Genomic DNA, 17709 nt, shown 5'->3' with positions numbered 1-17709 from the left:
CATGATCAAAGCGCCGTCAACGACGCCAGCTTCCAACGCCCGTCCACCCGCTTGGCGGTCACGGCCAGCTGGGCCACCGATGACGCCGGTACTCCCCCGCCCTGAGCCACCGTCTGCTGGTCCAGGAACAGGAGCAGATCCGCGGAGTCCCCCCGCAACGACCGGACCCCGATCGCCCGGACCGTGGTCGTCCGGGTCAGCTTCTCCGCCGACGCCCGCGTGCGGGCCGCGGCGAACTGGGCCTGGTACTGCCGGACCGCATCTCCGGTCAGGACCTCCGCGGCCGCCCGCTCGGTGCGGGGCAAGTTCGCGTAGTCGTACGAGAACACCGCCTTGACCGCGTCGCTCACCGAAGAGGAAACGTCCGACGTCGCCGAGAGGTCGACGAGCGCCCGGTTGTCGCCCGGGGACAGCGATGCTGCTTCGATGCCGAACCACGCCGTGCAGCCCAGGGCGAGCGCCACCACCAGGACCAGCACCCGGGTCATGAGCCCGCCGCCTGGACGCCGCTGATCTTCCAGCCGGATGGGGACCGGGACACGTCCACGGTCAACCGGCTCATCCGAGGAGCGGCGGGGGCACCACCCGTCGAGACCCGGACATCCAAGACCGCCAGCAAACGCGCCGAGTCCGGGGAAATCTCCGTCACCGCCGCCTGGACCAGGGATGCCGTGGACACCGTGCGTGCCGTCACCGCTCGGTCGATCTGGAGCTGGCGGTCGCCCGACAGGTCCTTTCCGTACTGGCCCGTCGTCGCCGCGATCCAGCGGTCGACGTCCGCCGCCGCCGTGCGGTAGTCGATCGTGTTCAGCGTGACCAGAGAAGGGCCCGCCGCGGCGAGCACCGCATCACGCGAACGGCCGCGAGCCGAGGCATCATCCGATGCCGCGCGCCACCAGGACCAGCCCGAGAACGCGGCCGCCAGCACGGAGAGCACGGCCAGCACGACCAGCAACCGCTGCGTCACGGCGCACCCAGCAGCCGGCCGAGACCACCCGCGGACGGCCCCGTGAGCAAGCTCAGCATCCCCGGCAGCTGCGCGGGCGAAGAAGAGGCGGCTTGCTGCTGAGGTACCGCCGGGATCGCGGGCGGCTTCCCCGCGTAGGGCGCGTTCTGCGCCCCGCGCACCCCGGTCGGGCTGCCCGGCGGCTCGGCGCAGTAGGCGTTCATGTTCACCGGGGCCTCGGTCTCATCGTTCGCCGGACGCTGCTTCGTCCCCTCGTAGCCCTTCGTGCACGAAGCCGGGTCGAAGAAGTTGAACACCACGCCCAGGTGTCCCGTGCCGTCCGGGGACGTCGACGGGGAGAACGCCGAAATGATCGGGTACGCGACCAGCAGCTCCTCGATCGAGTCCTTCCGGGACGTCGTGATCTGCGCCGTGGTCAGCAGATTGGCGAACAGCACGCCCAGGTCGGTGCCGGACGCGGCCAGCACGTCGCTGATCTGCCGGCTCAGCCGCGGCGCCTCCGCGATCACCCGCCGCAGGTCCGGGTCGGACTTCTTGAGCCGGCCGGCGATCGTGCGAAGGCCGGCCGCGAAGTCCGTGATGTTCGCCGCCTGCCGGTCCTGGGTGCCGAGGACGATCCGCGAGTTGGCCAGCAGCCCCTGCGTCTGCGGCACGTACTGCGCGGCCACCGCCGTCAGCGATCCCGTGCTGTCCAGCAGCTGCTGCAGTTCCGGTCCCGCCCCCGCGAACGCGTTGTACGTCTCGTCGACGACCGTCCGCAGCGACTCCGGGTGCACGCTCGCCACGAGGTCGTCCAGGTGCGAGAGCACGGTGTCCGGCGAAGGCGGCAGCGACGTCCGGTCCGCCGTGATCACCGAGCCGTCCTTCAGGAACGGGCCGCCGTTGTGCTGGGGGAGGAGATCCACGAACTGCTCCCCCACCGCCGACCGGTTCGCCACCTGCGCGTGCGCGTCGGCCGGGATGTCGGGCGCGCCCGCGTCGATGTCGAGGGCGACGTCGACGCCGTGCTCGGTCAGCGTCATCGACGTCACCCGCCCGACCGTCACCCCGCGGTAGGCGACTTCGGAGTTGACGAAGATGCCGCCGGAGTCGGTCAGCTGCGCGGTGACGACGTAACCGCGGTTGCCGAACAGCCGGTCCAGCCCGGCGTACCGACCGCCGGCGTAGACGACCGAAACCACCGCGATGACCACGAACGCGAACAGCTGGATCCGGATCTTGCGGGTCACCGGCCGCTCCCGATCAGGCCGAGCAGCCCGCCCAGCAGGCCGGGACCGGCCGCCGGCGGAACCGAACCCAGGTCGGGCAGCGGCAGGGGCGGCGCGGCGGCGGCAGACGGCCCGGAAGGCAGCGCGATCGGCGGCTGCGACGAGTTCGTGAAGTTCGAGATCAGCACGTCCAGGTCGAGGTTGACGTTCGCCTCGACGTTCGCGTAGTCGCCCTTGATCACGTTGCCCGCGTAGTCCGGGAACGGGTAGGTCAGCAGGATCTGCAACGCGTTCGGCAGGTTCTGGCCGGCCTCGCCGAGCTTCGTCAGCGTCGGCTGCAGGGCTTTGAGGTTCGCGACGAGCTGGTCGCGGCTCTTCGTCACGGTCTCCACCGCGACCCCGGACAGGGTGTTGAGCGCGTTCAGCATGCCCACCAGCTGGTCGCGCTGGTCGGTGACGACCTTCAGGCCCGGAGCGAGGTCGCCGAGCGCGGTGGTCAGGTTCTGCGTTTGGCCCGTCAAGGTGTGCGACAGCTTCGCGAGCCCGTCGATCGCGCGGAGGATTTCGGCCTTGTGCCCGTCGAGCTGGGTGGCCAGTTCGTCCACCCGGGACAGCAGCGCGCGGATTTCGGGTTCGTTGCCCGACAGCGCGTCGTTGAGCTCGTGGCTGATCTTCTGGATCTGCTCGACGCCGCCGCCGTTGAGCAGCAGCGACAGCGCGCCGAGCACCTCCTCGACCTCGGGGTTGCGGTTGGTGCGCCCGAGCGGGATCTGCCCGCCGTCGGCGAGCTTCCCCGACGCGGGTTCGGCGGTGGGCACGCCCAGCTCGACGAACTTCTCCCCCAGGAGCGAAGACTGCTTCAGCTCGGCACGGGCGTTCGCGGGCAGCGCGATGTCGCCGTTGACGGTCATCACGACCAGCGCCGACCGCGTGTCCGGGGTCAGGGTGATCTTGTCGACCCGTCCGACGGCGACGTCGTTCACCTTGACGCTGGACTGCGGCACCAGGTCGAGCACGTCGGTGAACAGCGCGGTGACGTGGTACGGGTGGTCGCCGACGTCGGCGCCGCCCGGCAGCGGCGTGCCGTAGAGGCCGTTGAACCCGCCGTCGCTGCACCCGGCCAGCACGAGCACCCCGGCCAGCGCGCCGGCGATCCGCCTGCGTCCCTTCACTTCGCACCGCCCGACAGCTGTTCCATCACGTCGACGAGCGGGAGCGGCAACGGCGGCAGCGTGCCGTTCTGCAGGGAGTTGAGCACCTGCGGGATGGTCGGCAGCTTCAGCGCGCCGTCCAGGATGGGGGCCAGCTGCTTGCAGATGCCGCCGAGGGTGTCCGGGACTTCCTTCGGGGTGAACGAGCTGATCAGGCGGCACACGGTGAGGATCGGCGGGTTGGTCAGTTCGTTGAGGTTGTCGCGGACGGCGATGGTGCCCGACGCGGCGTCGTAGGAGTTGATGAAGTTCGTGGCGCCGGTCGGCGCGATGTCGAGCACCTCGGCGAGCGCGGCGCGCTGGTCGACGAGGACCTTCGACAACGACGCCAGCTTGTCCACGTTGGACTCCAGCACCGCCTTGTTGTCGTTGACGAACTGCTGGACGTCCCCGAGCGCTCCGCCCAGGGACTGCAGCGCGGTCCCGACGTCGTCGGAGTCCGCGGCGAGGAACCGGCTGACGTCGGCGACGCGCCCGTAGAACTCGTTGAGCTGCTGGTCGCTCTGGGCCAGGGCGCCGGTGAAGGAGTTCAAGTTCTGCACGGTCGAGAACAGGTCGTCCTTCGAGCCGTCGAGGGTTTTGGCGAGCTCGGCCAGCTGTCCGACGGTCGAGTTCAGCGAAGCGCCGTTGCCCTTCAGCGTGTTCGCCGCGGTGTCGAGGACGCCGGACAGCGCGCCGTCGGAGTTGGCGCCGTTCGGGCCCAGCGCCGTCGACAGCTTGTCGAGGCTCGAGTACAGGTCGTCCAGCTCGACCGGAGTCGCCGTGCGGTTCTTCGCGAGAACCGTCCCCGAGGCGAGCACCGGGCCGCTGTCGTAGGCCGGGGTCAGCTGGACGTACCGGTCGCTGACCAGGCTCGGCGCGACGACGACCGCGCCGACGTCGGCCGGCAGCGGCACGTCGTCGACCCGCATGTCCACGCGGACCGCGTCACCCTCGGGCGTGACGTCGGTGACCTCGCCGACCGGCACGCCGAGCACCCGCACCGACGAACCGGCGTACAGCCCGACGGTCTTGCCGAAGTACGCGGACAGCTTGGTGCCGTTCGAAGACCGGAACACCAGGTACAGGCCCGCGGTGACGATCAGCGCGAGGATGCACGCGAACGCCAGCCACGTCACCAGGCTGCGGCCGCGGGCGGTGTGGATCGTCATCGGCCACCCACCCCCTGGTTCGGCGCCGCGATCGGCGGGGTGCAGCCTTCGGGGTTGATGTGCAGCCCGCCCACGGTGATCGTCGGCGGCAGCAGCCCGCACAGGTAGCCCTCGAACCAGCGGCCGTTGCCGGTGGCGTTGGCGCCGACCCGCGCGAACGGCGCCATCAGCTGCAGGCTCTTGTCGAGGTTGCCCTGGTTGCGCTGCAGGATGTCGGTCACCTTCCCGAGCTTCTCCAGTGTCGGCTTCAGCTGGTCGCGGTTGTCCTGGACGAGCCCGGTCAGCTGCGCCGAAAGCTGCTGGGTGCCGGTGAGCAGCGCGTTGATCGCCTGTTTCCGGTTCTGCAGCTCGGTGAGCAGCAGGTTGCCGTCGCTGATCACGCGCTGCAGCTGGGCGTTGCGATCGGACAGCGTCTTCGAGACCTGGCTGGTGTTGGCCAGCAGCGTGTGCAGGTCCGCGTCACGGGACGACACCGTGCGGGCCAGCGACGACAGGCCGTTCAGAGTGTCCTTCAGGTACTGCGGGCTGTCCTTGAGGCTGTTCGAGAGCGCGTTGAAGCTGGCCGCGAGCTGGTTCGTGTCGATGTCGCCGACCGTCGTCGACAGCTGCTCGAAGGCGTCCTGCAGCTGGAACGGCGTGCGCGTGCGGGCCTGCGGGATGGTCGAATCCGGTTCCTGCGCGCCGCCGCCCTTCGGGTCGAGCGCGAGGTACTTCTCCCCCAGCAGCGTCTTGATCTCGATGGACGCCGTCGTCGCGTCGCCGACCCGGACGCCCTTGACCCGGAACTTCACCAGGACCTGCTTGCCCGCCAGCTTCACCGACGACACCGTGCCGACCTTGACGCCGGCGACCTCGACCTCGTTGTCCGGCGCCAGCCCGGCGGACTCGCCGAAGTACGCCGAGTATGTCGTGCCGTTGCCGAAGAACGGGAGCTGGTCGGAGAAGTACGTCGTGGCCGTGACGAGCACGATCAGCACGAGCGCGACCGCGCCCACCGCGGCCTGGTTGCGTTCCTTCAGCGGCTTCACGGACCACACCTCTCCGCGCGCTGCGTGCCGGGGATCGGGATGATCGGCAGGGTGATGTCGAGCGAGGAAATGCCGATGGTGCCGGTGATCCCGCACAGGTAGTAGTTGAACCAGCTGCCGTAGCTCAGGGTCCGGGTGAACTTTTGCAGGTTGCCCGGCAGCACCTCGAGCAGGTGGTTGAGCAGCTCGCCGGAGTCGCCGAGGTTCTGCGACAGCACGCCGAGCCGGGCGACGTCGTCCTTGAGCACCGGGCGCGCGTCGGCCAGGAGCCCGGTGGTCGACACCGCGAGGTCGCCGAGCGCGCTGACCGCGTCGCCGATCGGCCTGCGCTGCTCGGCCAGGCCGCTGACGAGCTTCTGGGTCTGCTCGACGAGGTCGCCGAGCTGGGCGCCGTGGGCGTTGACCGTGCCGAGGACGGTGTTGAGGTTGGCGATGACCTGGCCGATCACCTGGTCCTTGCTCGCGATCGCCGACGTCAGCGAGGCGGTGTGCCGCAGCAGGCTGGTGATCGTGCCGCCCTCGCCCTGGAAGACGCTGATGATCTCGGCCGAGAGCTGGTTGACGTCCTGCGGGCTCAGCGCCTTGAACAGCGGCTTGAAGCCGTTGAACAGCACGGTGAGGTTCAGCGCGGGTTTCGTGCGCTCCGGCGGGATGGTGCCGCCCTCGGGCAGTGCCTTGTCACCGGGGACGTCGGTGCCGAGCGCGAGGTAGCGCTGCCCGACGAGGTTGCGGTACTTGATCGTCGCGGTCACCGTCTCCGGCAGCCGGTAGGTGTGCTCGACGTCGAACCGGACCTCGGCGAGGTTCCGCTCCCCCTCGACCACGTCGATCGTGTCGACCTGGCCCACCTTGACGCCGGCGATGCGGACGTCGTCACCTTCCTTGAGCCCGGACGCGTCGGTGAACTTCGCCAGGTACCCGGATGTCACGCCGAAGTTGGTGTTCGCGATGGTGGCCGCGAGAATCCCGGTGAGCAGCACCGTGACGACGGCGAACACCCCGAGCTTGAGCAGGGATCCGGCGATACTCCTCATTTGAGCTCCACCTCCGCCCCGCGGTAGAGCGGCCCGACGAGCAGGCCCGCCCAGCCGGGCACGTTCCCGGGCGAGGTGCCGAGCGCGGGCGACGCGAGCAGGCCGATCAGGTCGTTCTCGTAGGCCGAGCCGACGATCGTGCCGTCCCCGCCCACGGCGCCACCCCCGGCGGGCAGCTCTTCGGGCGGGTACTTCGGCGGCGGGGGCTTGCTGGAGCCGTCCCGGATGGCGCCGTCCGGCGGGTACTGCGGCCACACGCCGGGCTTCGGGACCGTCGGGTAGCAGCGCGGCCCGCGCTTGTCTTCGTACTGGGGCTCGTCGACGCCGGGGAGGTACTTGCCGCGGCTGGCGGCGAACTCGATGGTGACCCGGCTGACCTCGGGGTGCGCGGTGCCCTTGCCGAACGCCAGCTCCGCCCGCGGCACGGACTCGGCGAGCTGCCGCAGCAGGCACGGGTACTCGGGCGCGTACTTCGCGAGCACGTCCAGCGTCGGCTGGATCGCCGTGGTGAGCCGGATCAGGTTGTCCTTGTTGACCCGCAGGAAACTCGTGAGGTCCACCGAAGCCGCGGTGACGGTGGCGTAGAGGTCGGCCAGGTGCGCGCGCTGGTCGACGATCGTCCGGCTCGTCGTCGTCAGGTCCGACAGCGCCTGCAGCAGGTCCGGCGCCGCCTTGTCGTAGGTGTCCGCGACGTTCGAGAGGCCGGTGATGTCGGCCTTGACGTCCGGCAGCGACGGGTTGAGCTTGCCGAGGTAGTCCGACAGCCCGGCCAGGGTCTCCCCGAGCTGCTTGCCGCGTCCGTCGAGCGCGGTCGCCACCGCGGTGAGGGTGCTCGACAGCTTCTCCGGCTGGACGGCCTGCAGCAGCGGCATCACGTCGTCGAGGACTTTCTGCAGTTCGATCGCCGCGCTGCTGCGGTCCTGCGGGATGACGTCACCCGCTTCGATCGGCCGATCCTTGCGCTCCGGCAGCTGCAGGGCGACGTACCGCTCGCCGAACAGGGTTTTCGGCAGCAGCCGCGCGGCGACGTTCTTCGGGATGACGTGCGTCTTGTCCGGGTCGAGGGCCAGCTCCAGCTCGGCGTGGTCGCCCTTGGCCAGCACCGACCGGACTTCGCCGACGAGCATGCCGCGGACCTTGACGTCGCCGCCGGTCCGCAGCTGGCTGCCGACGCGGTCGGTCTCCAGCTTCACGAGGGTCACCGGCGTGAACGCCTTGTGGTAGACGGCGAGGGTGAGCGCGATGAACAGGGCGGCGACGAGCAGGAAGACGAGCCCCAGCACCTGGTACCGGAGCCGCTGCCAGAGCTCGCGCCTCATCCCGAGATCCTCACCGTGGTGTTCGCGCCCCAGATCGCCAGGGACAAGAAGAAGTCCAGCACCGAGATCAGCACGATCGACGTCCGCACCGCGCGGCCCACGGCGACGCCGACGCCGGCCGGGCCGCCGCTGGCGTGGAAGCCGTAGTAGCAGTGGGACAGGATCACGAGCGCGCTGAACACGATCACCTTCCCGAACGACCAGAGGACGTCGCCGGGGGGCAGGAACAGCGTGAAGTAGTGGTCGTAGGTGCCCGCGGACTGCCCGTAGAGCCAGATGGTGATCTGCCGGGACGCGAGGTAGCTCGACAGCAGGCCGACCGCGTACAGCGGGATCACCGCGGCGACGCCGGCGAGCACCCGGGTCGTCACCAGGTACGGCATGCTCGGCACGCCCATGACTTCGAGCGCGTCGATCTCCTCGGAGATGCGCATCGCGCCGAGCTGGGCGGTGAAGCCGCAGCCGACGGTCGCGCTCAGCGCGAGCCCGGCCGACAGGGGCGCGACCTCGCGGGTGTTGAAGTAGGCGGAGATGAACCCGGTGAGCGCGGCCGTGCCGAGCTGGTTCAACGCCGAATAGCCCTGCAGGCCGACGATGAGGCCGGTGAACAGCGTCATCCCGATCATCACGCCGAGCGTGCCGCCGATGACGGCGAGCCCGCCGGTGCCGAAGCAGACCTCGGTGAGCAGCCGCAGGGTTTCCCGGCTGTAGCGGCGGATCGTGCGCGGCGACCAGGCGAGCGCTTTCGCGGCGAACGCCAGCTGCTTGCCGAGCCCCTCCAGGCTCTGCCCCGGGCGCGCGAGGTACTCGAGCGTCCGGTCGGCGTCCACGGGTTCGGCGGTCATCACATCGCCTTCGGCGGGACGATCCGCAGGTAGATCGCGGTGAGCACGACGTTGATCAGGAACAGCAGCAGGAACGTGATGACGACGGCCTGGTTGACGGCGTCGCCGACGCCCTTCGGCCCGCCAGCCGGGTTCAGCCCGCGGAAGGCGGCGACCACCCCGGCGACGAAGCCGTAGAGCAGCGCCTTGATCTCGCTGACCCACAGGTCCGGCACCTGCGCGAGGGCGTTGAAGCTGGCCAGGTAGGCGCCGGGCGTGCCGCCTTGGAGCACGACGTTGAAGAAGTAGCCGCCCAGCACGCCGACCACGCTGACCAAGCCGTTCAACAGCACCGAAACGACCATCGCGGCGAGTACCCGGGGCACGATCAGGCGCTGGATCGGGTTGACGCCGAGGACCTCCATGGCGTCGATCTCTTCGCGGATCTTGCGCGCGCCGATGTCGGCGCAGACCGCGCTGCCGCCGGCGCCCGCGACCAGCAGCGCGGTGATCAGCGGGCTGGCCTGCTGCACGATGGCCAGGGCGCTGGCCGCGCCGGTGAACGACTGGGCGCCGATCTGGGCGGTGAGCGAGCCGAGCTGCAGGGCGATGACCGCGCCGAACGGGATGGCGACCAGCGCGGTCGGGAGGATGGTCACGCTGGCGAAGAACCAGCACTGCTGGATCCACTCGCGGGCCTGGAAGGGGCGCTTGAAGATCGCGCGCAGGACTTCCCAGGACAGCGTCGCCAGGCGCCCGACCTGGGTCAGGGCCGCGGTTCCCGGGAGCGTGCCCGTGCCTCCGCTCACCACACCTCCCCGTAGCTCGCCGTCGCCCTCCGAGTCTTCTCCACACCCGGTGACCGCTTTTCGTTAGCGGTGTTCACTGAATCCTTCGGCAGTTCTCCGTCAGAAGTTGAGGGCGTGCGTCGCCGTGGCGCCGCCGTCCGCCACGAACTCCGCACCCGTGCAGTACGCGCTCTCGTCGCTGGCCAGGAACAACACCAGCTTGGCGATGTCCTCGGGTTGCCCCACCCGCTTCAGGGCGACCTTCTTCCCGACGTACGACATGTCGACTTTCTGCCCGCCCGCCGCCGTCTCGACCATCTTGGTGTCGATCGCGCCGGGGTGCACCGAGTTGACGCGGATGTGCTTGCGGCCCAGTTCCATCGCCGCGACCTTGGTCATGCCGCGGATCGCGAACTTGCTCGCGGTGTAGGCGACGAGGTAGGGCATCCCGGCCAGACCCTCCACAGAGGACACGTTGACGATGGAGCCACCGCCGGCGGCGGTCATCGGTTCAACGACCGAGCGCATGCCGAGAAACGCCCCGATCTGGTTCACCCGGATCACGCGCTCGTAATCGGCCAGCGTCGTCTGCCCGAGCTCCGAGAAGTGCAGGATGCCCGCGTTGTTGACCAGCACGTTCGGGTGGCCGAACTCGGTGGTCGCGCGCTCGACCGCGGCCGCCCAGCCGTCCTCGTCGCCGACGTCGAGGTGCTGGTAGACGGCTTGCTCGCCGAGGTCGGCGGCCAGCTGCTTGCCCTCGTCGTCGAGGATGTCGGCGATCACCACCTTCGCGCCTTCGGCGACGAACGCGCGCGCGGCGGCCTCGCCCTGCCCGCGCGCGGCGCCGGTGATCAGGGCGATCTTCCCGTCCAGCCTCATGACTCTCCCAGGATCTCGGTGGCGGCGAACATCCGGCCGGGGTCGCGGTCGGCGAAGAAGGTGGTGAAGGACGTCTCGAGCTCGTCGAGCTTCCAGCGCTGCTCGATCCTCGGCGGCTCGACCAGCGCGACCGTGCCGCCGTGCACGACGAACACCTGGCCGTTGACGTGCTCGGCCGCCGGGGAGGCGAGGTAGGCGACGAAGGGGGCGACGTGCTCGACCGAGAGCGGATCGGCGCCTTCGGCAGGGGCGGCGCCGAACACGCCCTCGGTCATCGCCGTCCGCGCGCGAGGGCAGATCGCGTTGGCGCGGACGCCGTACTTGGCCAGGCTCCGGGCGGCCGACATGGTGAGCGCGGTGATGCCCGCCTTCGCCGCGGCGTAGTTGGGCTGGCCCGGCGAGCCGATGAGGAACGCCTCGGACGCGGTGTTGACCAGCCGCCCGTACACCGGCGCGCCGTCCGTTTTGGATTGGTCGCGCCAGTGCTTCGCGGCGTTGCGGGACAACAGGAAGTGGCCGCGCAGGTGCACGCGCAGCACGGTGTCCCAGTCGTCGTCGGACATCGAGAACAGCATCTTGTCGCGCAGCACGCCCGCGTTGTTGACCACGATGTCGAGCCCGCCGAGGTCGAGCGCGGCCTCGGTGAGCGCGTCGGCCGTGGCGCGGTCGCCGACGTCGCCGGCGACCGCGACGGCCTTGCCGCCGGCCGCTTCGATCTCGGCCACGACGTCCTTCGGCTCGCCGATGTCGTTGACGACGACGGTGGCACCCTGGGCGGCGAGCGCGAGCGCTTCGGCCCGGCCCAGCCCCGCGGCGGCGCCGGTTACGATCGCTGTCCTGCCGGTCAAGCTCACCGCGGACCTCCTCGTCGAGTCCTGGATGTGGCGCCTACATTAGAATTTGTTCTCGTTCAAGGCAAGCCCCTGAGTAAACGGTGCTAACCCGTGATGAACAGGGCATTCTTCGGGCATCCTTTGATCGCGCTGGTAACGCGTTCTACCTCATCGTCCGGCACCGGGCCCGGCTGGATCACCAGTTCTTCCTCGTCGTCGAGGTCGAAGACGTCCGGGGCGAGCCCCACGCACACCGCGTTCGCCTCGCACAGCAGCCGGTCGACGCCGATCTCCATGCTTCCTCCGCCACTCGAGCCCTGGTACAACTAGAACAGGTTCTACTGTAACGCCGGGAGCCGGTACGGCACCACAACGAGCCGGACCGGGTGGAGGTGACGGGTGCGGATCGATTACACGCTCCAGCAGCGCGCGCTGGCCGCGGAGCTTCGGGAGTACTTCGCCGAGCTGATGACGCCGGAGCGGCGCGCGGGCCTCCGCTCGGGCGGCGGCGAATACGGCGATGGCCTGGCGTACAAGGAGATCGTGCGGCAGCTGGGCAAGGACGGCTGGCTCGCGCTGGGCTGGCCGAAGGAGTACGGCGGGCAGGACCGGTCGATGCTCGACCAGCTCGTCTTCACCGACGAAGCGGCGGTCGCCGGGGTGCCGGTCCCGTTCCTGACGGTGAACACCGTCGGCCCGACGATCATGCGCTACGGCACCGAAGAGCAGAAGGCGTTCTACCTGCCGAAGATCGCCGCCGGCGAGCTGCACTTCTCGATCGGCTACTCCGAGCCGGAGGCCGGCACCGACCTGGCGTCACTGCGGACGCGCGCCGAACGCGACGGCGACGAGTACGTCGTCACCGGCCAGAAGATGTGGACCAGCCTGATCGAGTACGCCGACTACGTCTGGCTCGCGGTCCGGACCGACCCGGACGCGAAGAAGCACCGCGGGCTGTCGATCCTCATCGTGCCGACGTCGTCTCCCGGTTTTTCCTGGACCAAGGTGCACACGGTCGCCGGCGCCGGGACGAGCGCGACTTATTACGACGGCGTGCGCGTGCCGGTGTCGGCGCGCGTCGCGGAGGAGAACGCGGGCTGGCCGCTGATCACCAACCAGCTCAACCACGAGCGCGTCGCGCTGACGTCGTCGGCGCCGATCCGCAAGGCCCTCGCCGACGTGCTGGCGTGGGCGAAGGAGACCGGCGCCACCGAGCACGAATGGGTGCGGCTGAACCTGGCGCGGGTGCACGCGGGCGCGGAGTACCTGAAGCTGCGGAACTGGCGGATCGCCTGGGCGGCCGCGGCCAGCGAGCTCGGCCCGGCGGAGGCGTCGGCGACGAAGGTGTTCGGCACGGAGTTCGCGATCGAGGCCTACCGGCTGCTGATGGAGGTGCTCGGCGCGGCCGCCGTCGTCCGCGAAGGCTCGCCGGGCGCGCTGCTGGCCGGGCGGATCGAGCGCCTGCACCGGTCGGCGCTGATCCTCACCTTCGGCGGCGGCACCAACGAGATCCAGCGGGACATGATCGCCGCGACCGCACTCGGCCTGCCCGTCACGCGCTAGGAGCACTCAGTCAGGAGAAAAGATGGACTTCACCCCTTCCGAAGCGTCGGCCGACCTCGCCGCGCTGACCCGGCGGCTGCTGGCCGACAAGGCCACCCACGACCCGCACGGCACCGGCGGCTTCGACACGGTCTCGTGGACGGCGCTCGGCCAGGCGGGCGTGCTGGACGCGGCCCTGCCGTCGTCGCTCGGCGGCGGCGGGTACGGCCTGCTGGAGCAGTGCGCGGTGCTGACCGAGATCGGCCGCGCGGTGGCGGCGGTCCCGTACCTGTCGTCGATCACGATGGCGGCGTCGGCGCTGGCGGAGTTCGGCACGCCGGAGCTCGTCGAGCGCTGGGTGCTGCCGGTCCTGCGCGGCGAGCGCGTGCTGGCGGTGGCGCTGTCCGGGTTCACCGCTTCGGACGGCCGCGTCTCCGGGGCTCGGACCGCGGTGCCGTTCGGCGCGTTCGCCCACGGGTTCCTGGTGGCGGCGTCCGGCGAGGTGTTCCTGGTGGACGCGGCCGCGGCGGGGGTGTCGGTGCGGCCGCAGCAGGCGACCGACCACGCGGACGCCGCGCTGCTTTCGCTGTCCGAAGTGCCGGGGGTACCGCTGGGCGACATCGGCGAGTGGCTGCGCCTGCGCGGGACGGTCGGGGTGTGCGCGCAGCAGCTCGGCGTGGTCGAGCGGGCGCTGGAGCTGACCGCGGCGTACGCGGCCGAGCGGAAGCAGTTCGACCACGTGATCGGCGGGTTCCAGGCGGTCCGCCAGCGCCTGGCGGACGCTTACCTCGACGTCGAAGCGGTCCGCCTGACGACGCTCCAGGCGGCCTGGCAGCTGACCGCCGACCCCGCCGTCCCGGCCGCCTCGGCTGCCGAAGCCGTGGCGACGGCGAAGTTCTGGGCGGCGGAGGCGGGCCACCGGGTGGCCCACACGGCCGTGCACGTCCACGGCGGCGTCGGCATCGACGTCGACCACGTGGTGCACCGCTACTTCACGGCGGCGAAGCGCCTGGAGTTCGAGCTCGGCTCCGCGACTCCCCAGCTCCTCACCCTCGGCGACCTCCTCGCGGGCCCGACCTCGGCCACTCGGGATTACCCAGGTCCGCCGGCGCCGCCCGCCGCGTAGGTCCAGAACTCCTTCATCAGCGGGGTGGGCTCGGGGCTGGTCGGCTCGACCTGGGTGAGCAGGACGGAGATCGTGCCCGTCGCCGGGACCAGGTGCAGGACCGTTCCCCCGCCGGTCCAGCCGTAGCGGCCCGGGACCTCCCAGGGTTGCTTCGCGTCGACGTCCACCGATCCGCCGTATCCCCAGCCCTGGCCGTGCAGGAACGGCCGGGCCGCCTCGCGCTGGGCCGGCGTCAGGTGATCGGTCGTCATCCGGTGGACCGACTCCGGCGTCAGCAGGCGGTGGCCGCCCGCCGTGCCCTCGTCGCGCAGGAACCGGGCGAACGCCAGCAGGTCGTCGGCCGTCGAGACCAGCCCGCCGGCTCCGGACGGGAACGGCGGCGAGGCGCTCCACCGGCCCTCCGGCGAGTCGATCAGCCGCAGCCCCTCCTCGCCGTGGCGGTAGGCGCTGGTGAACCGGCCGAGCGCCGCGGTCGGCACGGTGAACCCGGTGTCGGCCATGCCGAGCGGCTCGAACAGCCGCTCCGCCAGGAATTCCGGCAGCGGACGGCCGGCGACCCGCGCGATCAGCACGCCCTGGAGGTCCGAGGCGGTGTCGTAGAGCCACGCTTCTCCCGGCTGGTGCAGCAGCGGCACCTGCGCCAGCGCCGCCAGCCACTCGTCGGGCGCCGGCGCCCGCGGCGACGCCGCCGGGCGGCCCAGCACCTGCCGCAGCAGGTCGGCCGCGGGCAGCGTCATGTCGGCGGCGAGGCCGTACCCGCAGCGGAAGGTGAGCAGGTCGGCGACCGTGATCGGGCGGACGGCCGGCACGACGTCGTCGACCGGCCCCGAAGGCGTCCGGACGACCACCGGCGACGCCAGTTCCGGGAGCCACCGCGCGACCGGGTCGGCCAGGGCGAGTGCGCCGTCGTCGACGAGCAGCAGGACGGCCGCGGCGGTGATCGGCTTGGTGAGCGACCCGATGCGGAACAGCGAGTCCCGCGCCATCGGCACCCTGCCCTCGGCGTCGGCCGAGCCGGCGACCGCGGCTTCGACCTGCTCGCCGCGGGCGACCAGGGCCACCGCGCCCGGCAGGTCACCGGTGTGCCGGGTCAGCAGCCCGGTCAGCGACGGCATGCTCAGTCCTGGGGGTTGATCGCCCGCAGCCGGCGCGGGCCGGTGTCGGGCCGGGACGGCGGGGCGCCCAGCACCAGGCGGGCGTTGGCGACGAAGGCGCCGTCCGGCGAGGCCAGGATCGGGTCCAGCACCAGCGACCGCACCTCCGGGTTGTCCTCGGCCAGCGCGGCCACGCGCAGCACCATGTCCTGCAGCGCGGCGAGGTCGGCGGGCTCGTCGCCGCGGTAGCCGGTGAGCAGCGGCGACGTCCGCGGCTCGCGCAGCAGGGTCGCGGCGTCGACGTCGGTGAGCGGCACCGCCCGGTAGGCGCGGTCGCCGAGCAGCGTGCTGACCAGCCCGGACAGCCCGAAGGAGACGAGCGTGCCGAACGACGGGTCGTCCTGCAGCCCGATCACGCACGACAGGCCCTTGGGCGCCATCCGCTGGACGTACACCTCGTCGTCGCCGGAGACCTCGCGCAACGTCTCGTAAGCCCGGCGCACCGAGTCCTCGGAGGCCAGGTCGAGGCGGACGCCGGCCAGGTCGGGCCGTCCGCGCAGCCGCTCGTCGACCGCCTTGAGCGTCACCGGGTAGCCCAGCTCGGCCGCCGCCGCGACAGCCGCGTCCACAGTGGACACGATGCGGAAGGGGACGACGTCGATGCCGTAGCAGTCCAGCAGCCGCACGACTTCGGCGTCCGAGAGCAAGGTCGTCTTGCCGCTGTCGGCTTCGAGGAACTCGCGCACGATGCCCTGCGCCTGCTCGGTGTGGATGCCCGCGGGCCGCACCAGCGTGCCCTGCGGGCGTTGCCGCCACGCCGCGTACCGGACGACCCGGGCCAGCGCGTTCACCGCGCGTTCGGGGCTCGGGTACGACGGGATCGAGCCCCGCGTCGGCACGCCGTCGCCGGACAGCACGGCCAGTTCGTCCGGGACCCCTTCGGCGGCGAGGAACGTCGAGACGATCGGCTTGCGCTGCCCCAGTTCGACCACGGTCTCCCGCAGAGCGCGGGCGTACGCGGTGCCGGGGATGGCGATCGGCGGCGCGAACACGACGACGAGCGCGTCGGTGTCCGGCGAGGTGAGGGCCTCGCGGACCGCCTTGGCGAACTCCTCCGGCCCGGCCTGCGGGCCGACGTCCACCGGGTCCGAGGCCAGCCGCAGGCCCTGCATCCGCGCGGTGTCGGCGGCCAGCAGCCCGATCGCGCTGGAGTTGCCGACGATGGCCACCCGCGGCCCGGCGGGCAGCGGCTGGTGGGCGAACACGAGCGCGGTGTCGAACAGCTGCGCCAGCGACTCCACCCGGACGACCCCGGCGTGCTCGAACAGCGCCTGGACGCTGGCCTCGTCGATCTCCGTCGACGTCGCCGCCAGCTGCGGGCGGACCGCGTGCCGCCCGGACTTGACCGCGACCACGGGCTTCGTGCGGGCGAGGCGGCGGGCCAGCCGCGCGAACTTGCGCGGGTTGCCGAAGGACTCAAGGTACAGCAGCACCAGGTCGGTGTCCGGGTCGGTTTCCCAGTACTGGAGCAGGTCGTTGCCCGAGACGTCCGCGCGGTTGCCGGCCGAGACGAACGTCGACAGGCCGAGGCCGCGTGCCTCGGCGTCGGCGAGGATCGCGGTGCCGAGCGCGCCGGACTGGCAGAAGAAGCCGGTGCGCCCGCGGCCGGGCAGCCGCGGCGCGAGGGTGGCGTTCAGGCGGATCCCGGGCGCGGTGTTCAGCACGCCGAGGGCGTTCGGGCCGACCACGCGCATGCCGTGCGCCCGCGCCTCCCCGACCAGCCGCAGCTCGGCGTGCAGGCCGTGCGGGCCGGCTTCGGCGAACCCGCTGGAGAGGATCAGCAGGGTTTTGACGCCCTTGGCCAGGCAAGCGTCCAAAACGGACTCGACGGCCTCGGCGGGCACCGCGACGACGGCCAGGTCGACCGGGTCCGGGATGTCCAGCACCGACGGGTACGCGCGGACGCCCCGGATGGCCCGGTGCTCCGGGTTGACCGGGTAGACGGTGCCGGTGAACGCGGCGGCCAGGAGGTTCACGAAGGCGACGTGGCCGACCTTGCCCGGCTCGGCGGAGGCGCCGATCACCGCGACCGAGGACGGGTGCAGCAGGTTGTGCACGCTGCGCGCCTCGGCCGCCTGCTCCCGCGAGCGCGCGACGGCGAGGGACTCCTCGGTCGGGTCGATGTCGAACTCCAGGTGCAGCACGCCTTCCTCGATCTCGCGGCTGACCTGGTAGCCGGCGTCGCGGAAGACGCGCACCATGGCGGAGTTCTCGGCGAGCACCTCGGCGACGAACCGGCGCAGCCCGCATTCGGACGCGGCCGCGGCGAGGTGCTCCAGCAGGATCGAGCCGAGCCCGCGGCCCTGGTGGGCGTCGCTGACGACGAAGGCGACCTCGGCCGACGGCCCGTGGTCGAGCCGTTCGTACCGGCCGACGGCCACGATGTCGTCGCCCAGGAAGGCGGCGAACGCGACCCGGTCGTGGTGGTCGACCGTGGAGAAGCGCTTGAGGTCCCGTTCCGGGATCCGCGGGTAGGCGCCGAAGTAGCGGAAGTAGCGGGTGCGCTCGGAGAGCTTCGCGTGGAAGGCCACCAGGCCGTCGGCGTCGGTGGGCACGATCGGGCGCAGGTGGACGGTGCCGCCGTCGGACAGCACGACGTCGGCCTCCCAGTCGCGGGGGTAGTCGAAGGGGTCCCGTCCGGCCAT

Annotated in this window: 17 protein-coding genes; 2 read left to right on the top strand and 15 right to left on the bottom strand. The window is 71.3% G+C overall.

The window, feature by feature from the left end; all coding sequences use genetic code 11:
- Positions 1–5 precede the first annotated feature (5 nt).
- From DV20_RS22510 to DV20_RS22450, 13 genes are all read right to left on the bottom strand, one after another.
- The gene (locus tag DV20_RS22510; protein ID WP_043783388.1) at positions 6–488 is read right to left on the bottom strand and encodes a hypothetical protein; all 483 of its coding nucleotides are present in this window, start codon (positions 486–488) and stop codon (positions 6–8) included.
- On the bottom strand, positions 485–967 hold the full coding sequence (locus DV20_RS22505; RefSeq protein ID WP_043783385.1) for a hypothetical protein: 483 nt from the start codon (positions 965–967) through the stop codon (positions 485–487). Before DV20_RS22505 ends, DV20_RS22510 begins: the two co-directional genes overlap by 4 nt.
- On the bottom strand, positions 964–2196 hold the full coding sequence (locus tag DV20_RS22500) for an MCE family protein (protein ID WP_043783383.1): 1233 nt from the start codon (positions 2194–2196) through the stop codon (positions 964–966). Before DV20_RS22500 ends, DV20_RS22505 begins: the two co-directional genes overlap by 4 nt.
- The gene (locus tag DV20_RS22495) at positions 2193–3347 is read right to left on the bottom strand and encodes an MCE family protein (protein WP_043783381.1); all 1155 of its coding nucleotides are present in this window, start codon (positions 3345–3347) and stop codon (positions 2193–2195) included. The genes DV20_RS22500 and DV20_RS22495 overlap by 4 nt, the downstream gene beginning before the upstream one ends.
- Entirely contained in the window at positions 3344–4537 is a 1194-nt protein-coding gene (locus DV20_RS22490; protein WP_043783379.1) for an MCE family protein, read from the bottom strand. Before DV20_RS22490 ends, DV20_RS22495 begins: the two co-directional genes overlap by 4 nt.
- Positions 4534–5565 carry an MCE family protein gene (locus tag DV20_RS22485; protein ID WP_043783378.1) on the bottom strand — a complete coding sequence of 344 codons (1032 nt, stop codon included), beginning with the start codon at positions 5563–5565 and terminating at the stop codon, positions 4534–4536. The genes DV20_RS22490 and DV20_RS22485 overlap by 4 nt, the downstream gene beginning before the upstream one ends.
- The gene (locus tag DV20_RS22480; protein WP_043783376.1) at positions 5562–6599 is read right to left on the bottom strand and encodes an MCE family protein; all 1038 of its coding nucleotides are present in this window, start codon (positions 6597–6599) and stop codon (positions 5562–5564) included. Before DV20_RS22480 ends, DV20_RS22485 begins: the two co-directional genes overlap by 4 nt.
- On the bottom strand, positions 6596–7918 hold the full coding sequence (locus DV20_RS22475; protein WP_043783374.1) for an MCE family protein: 1323 nt from the start codon (positions 7916–7918) through the stop codon (positions 6596–6598). Before DV20_RS22475 ends, DV20_RS22480 begins: the two co-directional genes overlap by 4 nt.
- Positions 7915–8763, bottom strand: a complete 849-nt coding sequence (locus tag DV20_RS22470) for an MlaE family ABC transporter permease (RefSeq protein ID WP_043783373.1) — start codon at positions 8761–8763, stop codon at positions 7915–7917. The genes DV20_RS22475 and DV20_RS22470 overlap by 4 nt, the downstream gene beginning before the upstream one ends.
- A complete protein-coding gene (locus DV20_RS22465; protein ID WP_013224299.1) occupies positions 8763–9551 on the bottom strand; it encodes an MlaE family ABC transporter permease in 789 nt (262 codons plus the stop codon). Before DV20_RS22465 ends, DV20_RS22470 begins: the two co-directional genes overlap by 1 nt.
- A gap of 99 nt (positions 9552–9650) precedes the next feature.
- Positions 9651–10409: a glucose 1-dehydrogenase gene (locus DV20_RS22460; RefSeq protein WP_043783372.1), complete on the bottom strand. Its 759-nt coding sequence runs from the start codon at positions 10407–10409 to the stop codon at positions 9651–9653.
- Positions 10406–11263: a 3-oxoacyl-ACP reductase gene (locus tag DV20_RS22455; protein WP_043783371.1), complete on the bottom strand. Its 858-nt coding sequence runs from the start codon at positions 11261–11263 to the stop codon at positions 10406–10408. Before DV20_RS22455 ends, DV20_RS22460 begins: the two co-directional genes overlap by 4 nt.
- 83 nt (positions 11264–11346) lie before the next feature.
- Positions 11347–11538: a ferredoxin gene (locus DV20_RS22450; RefSeq protein ID WP_043783370.1), complete on the bottom strand. Its 192-nt coding sequence runs from the start codon at positions 11536–11538 to the stop codon at positions 11347–11349.
- Between the two features lie 103 nt (positions 11539–11641).
- Here DV20_RS22450 and DV20_RS22445 point away from each other — a divergent pair, with 103 nt between their 5' ends.
- Both DV20_RS22445 and DV20_RS22440 read left to right on the top strand, forming a co-directional pair.
- Positions 11642–12805 carry an acyl-CoA dehydrogenase family protein gene (locus tag DV20_RS22445; protein ID WP_043783369.1) on the top strand — a complete coding sequence of 388 codons (1164 nt, stop codon included), beginning with the start codon at positions 11642–11644 and terminating at the stop codon, positions 12803–12805.
- Between the two features lie 22 nt (positions 12806–12827).
- A complete protein-coding gene (locus DV20_RS22440; RefSeq protein WP_051736090.1) occupies positions 12828–13910 on the top strand; it encodes an acyl-CoA dehydrogenase family protein in 1083 nt (360 codons plus the stop codon).
- Here the strand turns inward: DV20_RS22440 and DV20_RS22435 are convergent.
- On the bottom strand, positions 13877–15025 hold the full coding sequence (locus tag DV20_RS22435) for a serine hydrolase domain-containing protein (RefSeq protein WP_043783368.1): 1149 nt from the start codon (positions 15023–15025) through the stop codon (positions 13877–13879). The genes DV20_RS22440 and DV20_RS22435 overlap by 34 nt on opposite strands.
- A 2-nt stretch (positions 15026–15027) precedes the next feature.
- On the bottom strand, positions 15028–17709 hold the full coding sequence (locus tag DV20_RS22430) for a bifunctional acetate--CoA ligase family protein/GNAT family N-acetyltransferase (RefSeq protein WP_043783367.1): 2682 nt from the start codon (positions 17707–17709) through the stop codon (positions 15028–15030).

It is taken from the genome of Amycolatopsis rifamycinica, assembly GCF_000695625.1.
GTDB classification, from domain to species: Bacteria; Actinomycetota; Actinomycetes; order Mycobacteriales; family Pseudonocardiaceae; genus Amycolatopsis; species Amycolatopsis rifamycinica.
Note: the sequence above shows the minus strand (reverse complement) of the source record. Positions and strands in the feature narration are given on the sequence as shown.

Excerpts from the sequence above, each read along its gene's own strand:
- DV20_RS22510 (WP_043783388.1), bottom strand. The coding sequence starts at position 488 with ATGACCCGGGTGCTGGTCCTGGTGGTGGCGCTCGCCCTGGGCTGCACG.
- DV20_RS22490 (WP_043783379.1), bottom strand. The coding sequence starts at position 4,537 with ATGACGATCCACACCGCCCGCGGCCGCAGCCTGGTGACGTGGCTGGCG.
- DV20_RS22480 (WP_043783376.1), bottom strand. The coding sequence starts at position 6,599 with ATGAGGAGTATCGCCGGATCCCTGCTCAAGCTCGGGGTGTTCGCCGTC.
- DV20_RS22475 (WP_043783374.1), bottom strand. The coding sequence starts at position 7,918 with ATGAGGCGCGAGCTCTGGCAGCGGCTCCGGTACCAGGTGCTGGGGCTC.
- DV20_RS22470 (WP_043783373.1), bottom strand. The coding sequence starts at position 8,763 with ATGACCGCCGAACCCGTGGACGCCGACCGGACGCTCGAGTACCTCGCG.
- DV20_RS22460 (WP_043783372.1), bottom strand. The coding sequence starts at position 10,409 with ATGAGGCTGGACGGGAAGATCGCCCTGATCACCGGCGCCGCGCGCGGG.
- DV20_RS22450 (WP_043783370.1), bottom strand. The coding sequence starts at position 11,538 with ATGGAGATCGGCGTCGACCGGCTGCTGTGCGAGGCGAACGCGGTGTGC.
- DV20_RS22440 (WP_051736090.1), top strand. The coding sequence starts at position 12,828 with ATGGACTTCACCCCTTCCGAAGCGTCGGCCGACCTCGCCGCGCTGACC.
- DV20_RS22435 (WP_043783368.1), bottom strand. The coding sequence starts at position 15,025 with ATGCCGTCGCTGACCGGGCTGCTGACCCGGCACACCGGTGACCTGCCG.
- DV20_RS22430 (WP_043783367.1), bottom strand. The coding sequence starts at position 17,709 with ATGGCCGGACGGGACCCCTTCGACTACCCCCGCGACTGGGAGGCCGAC.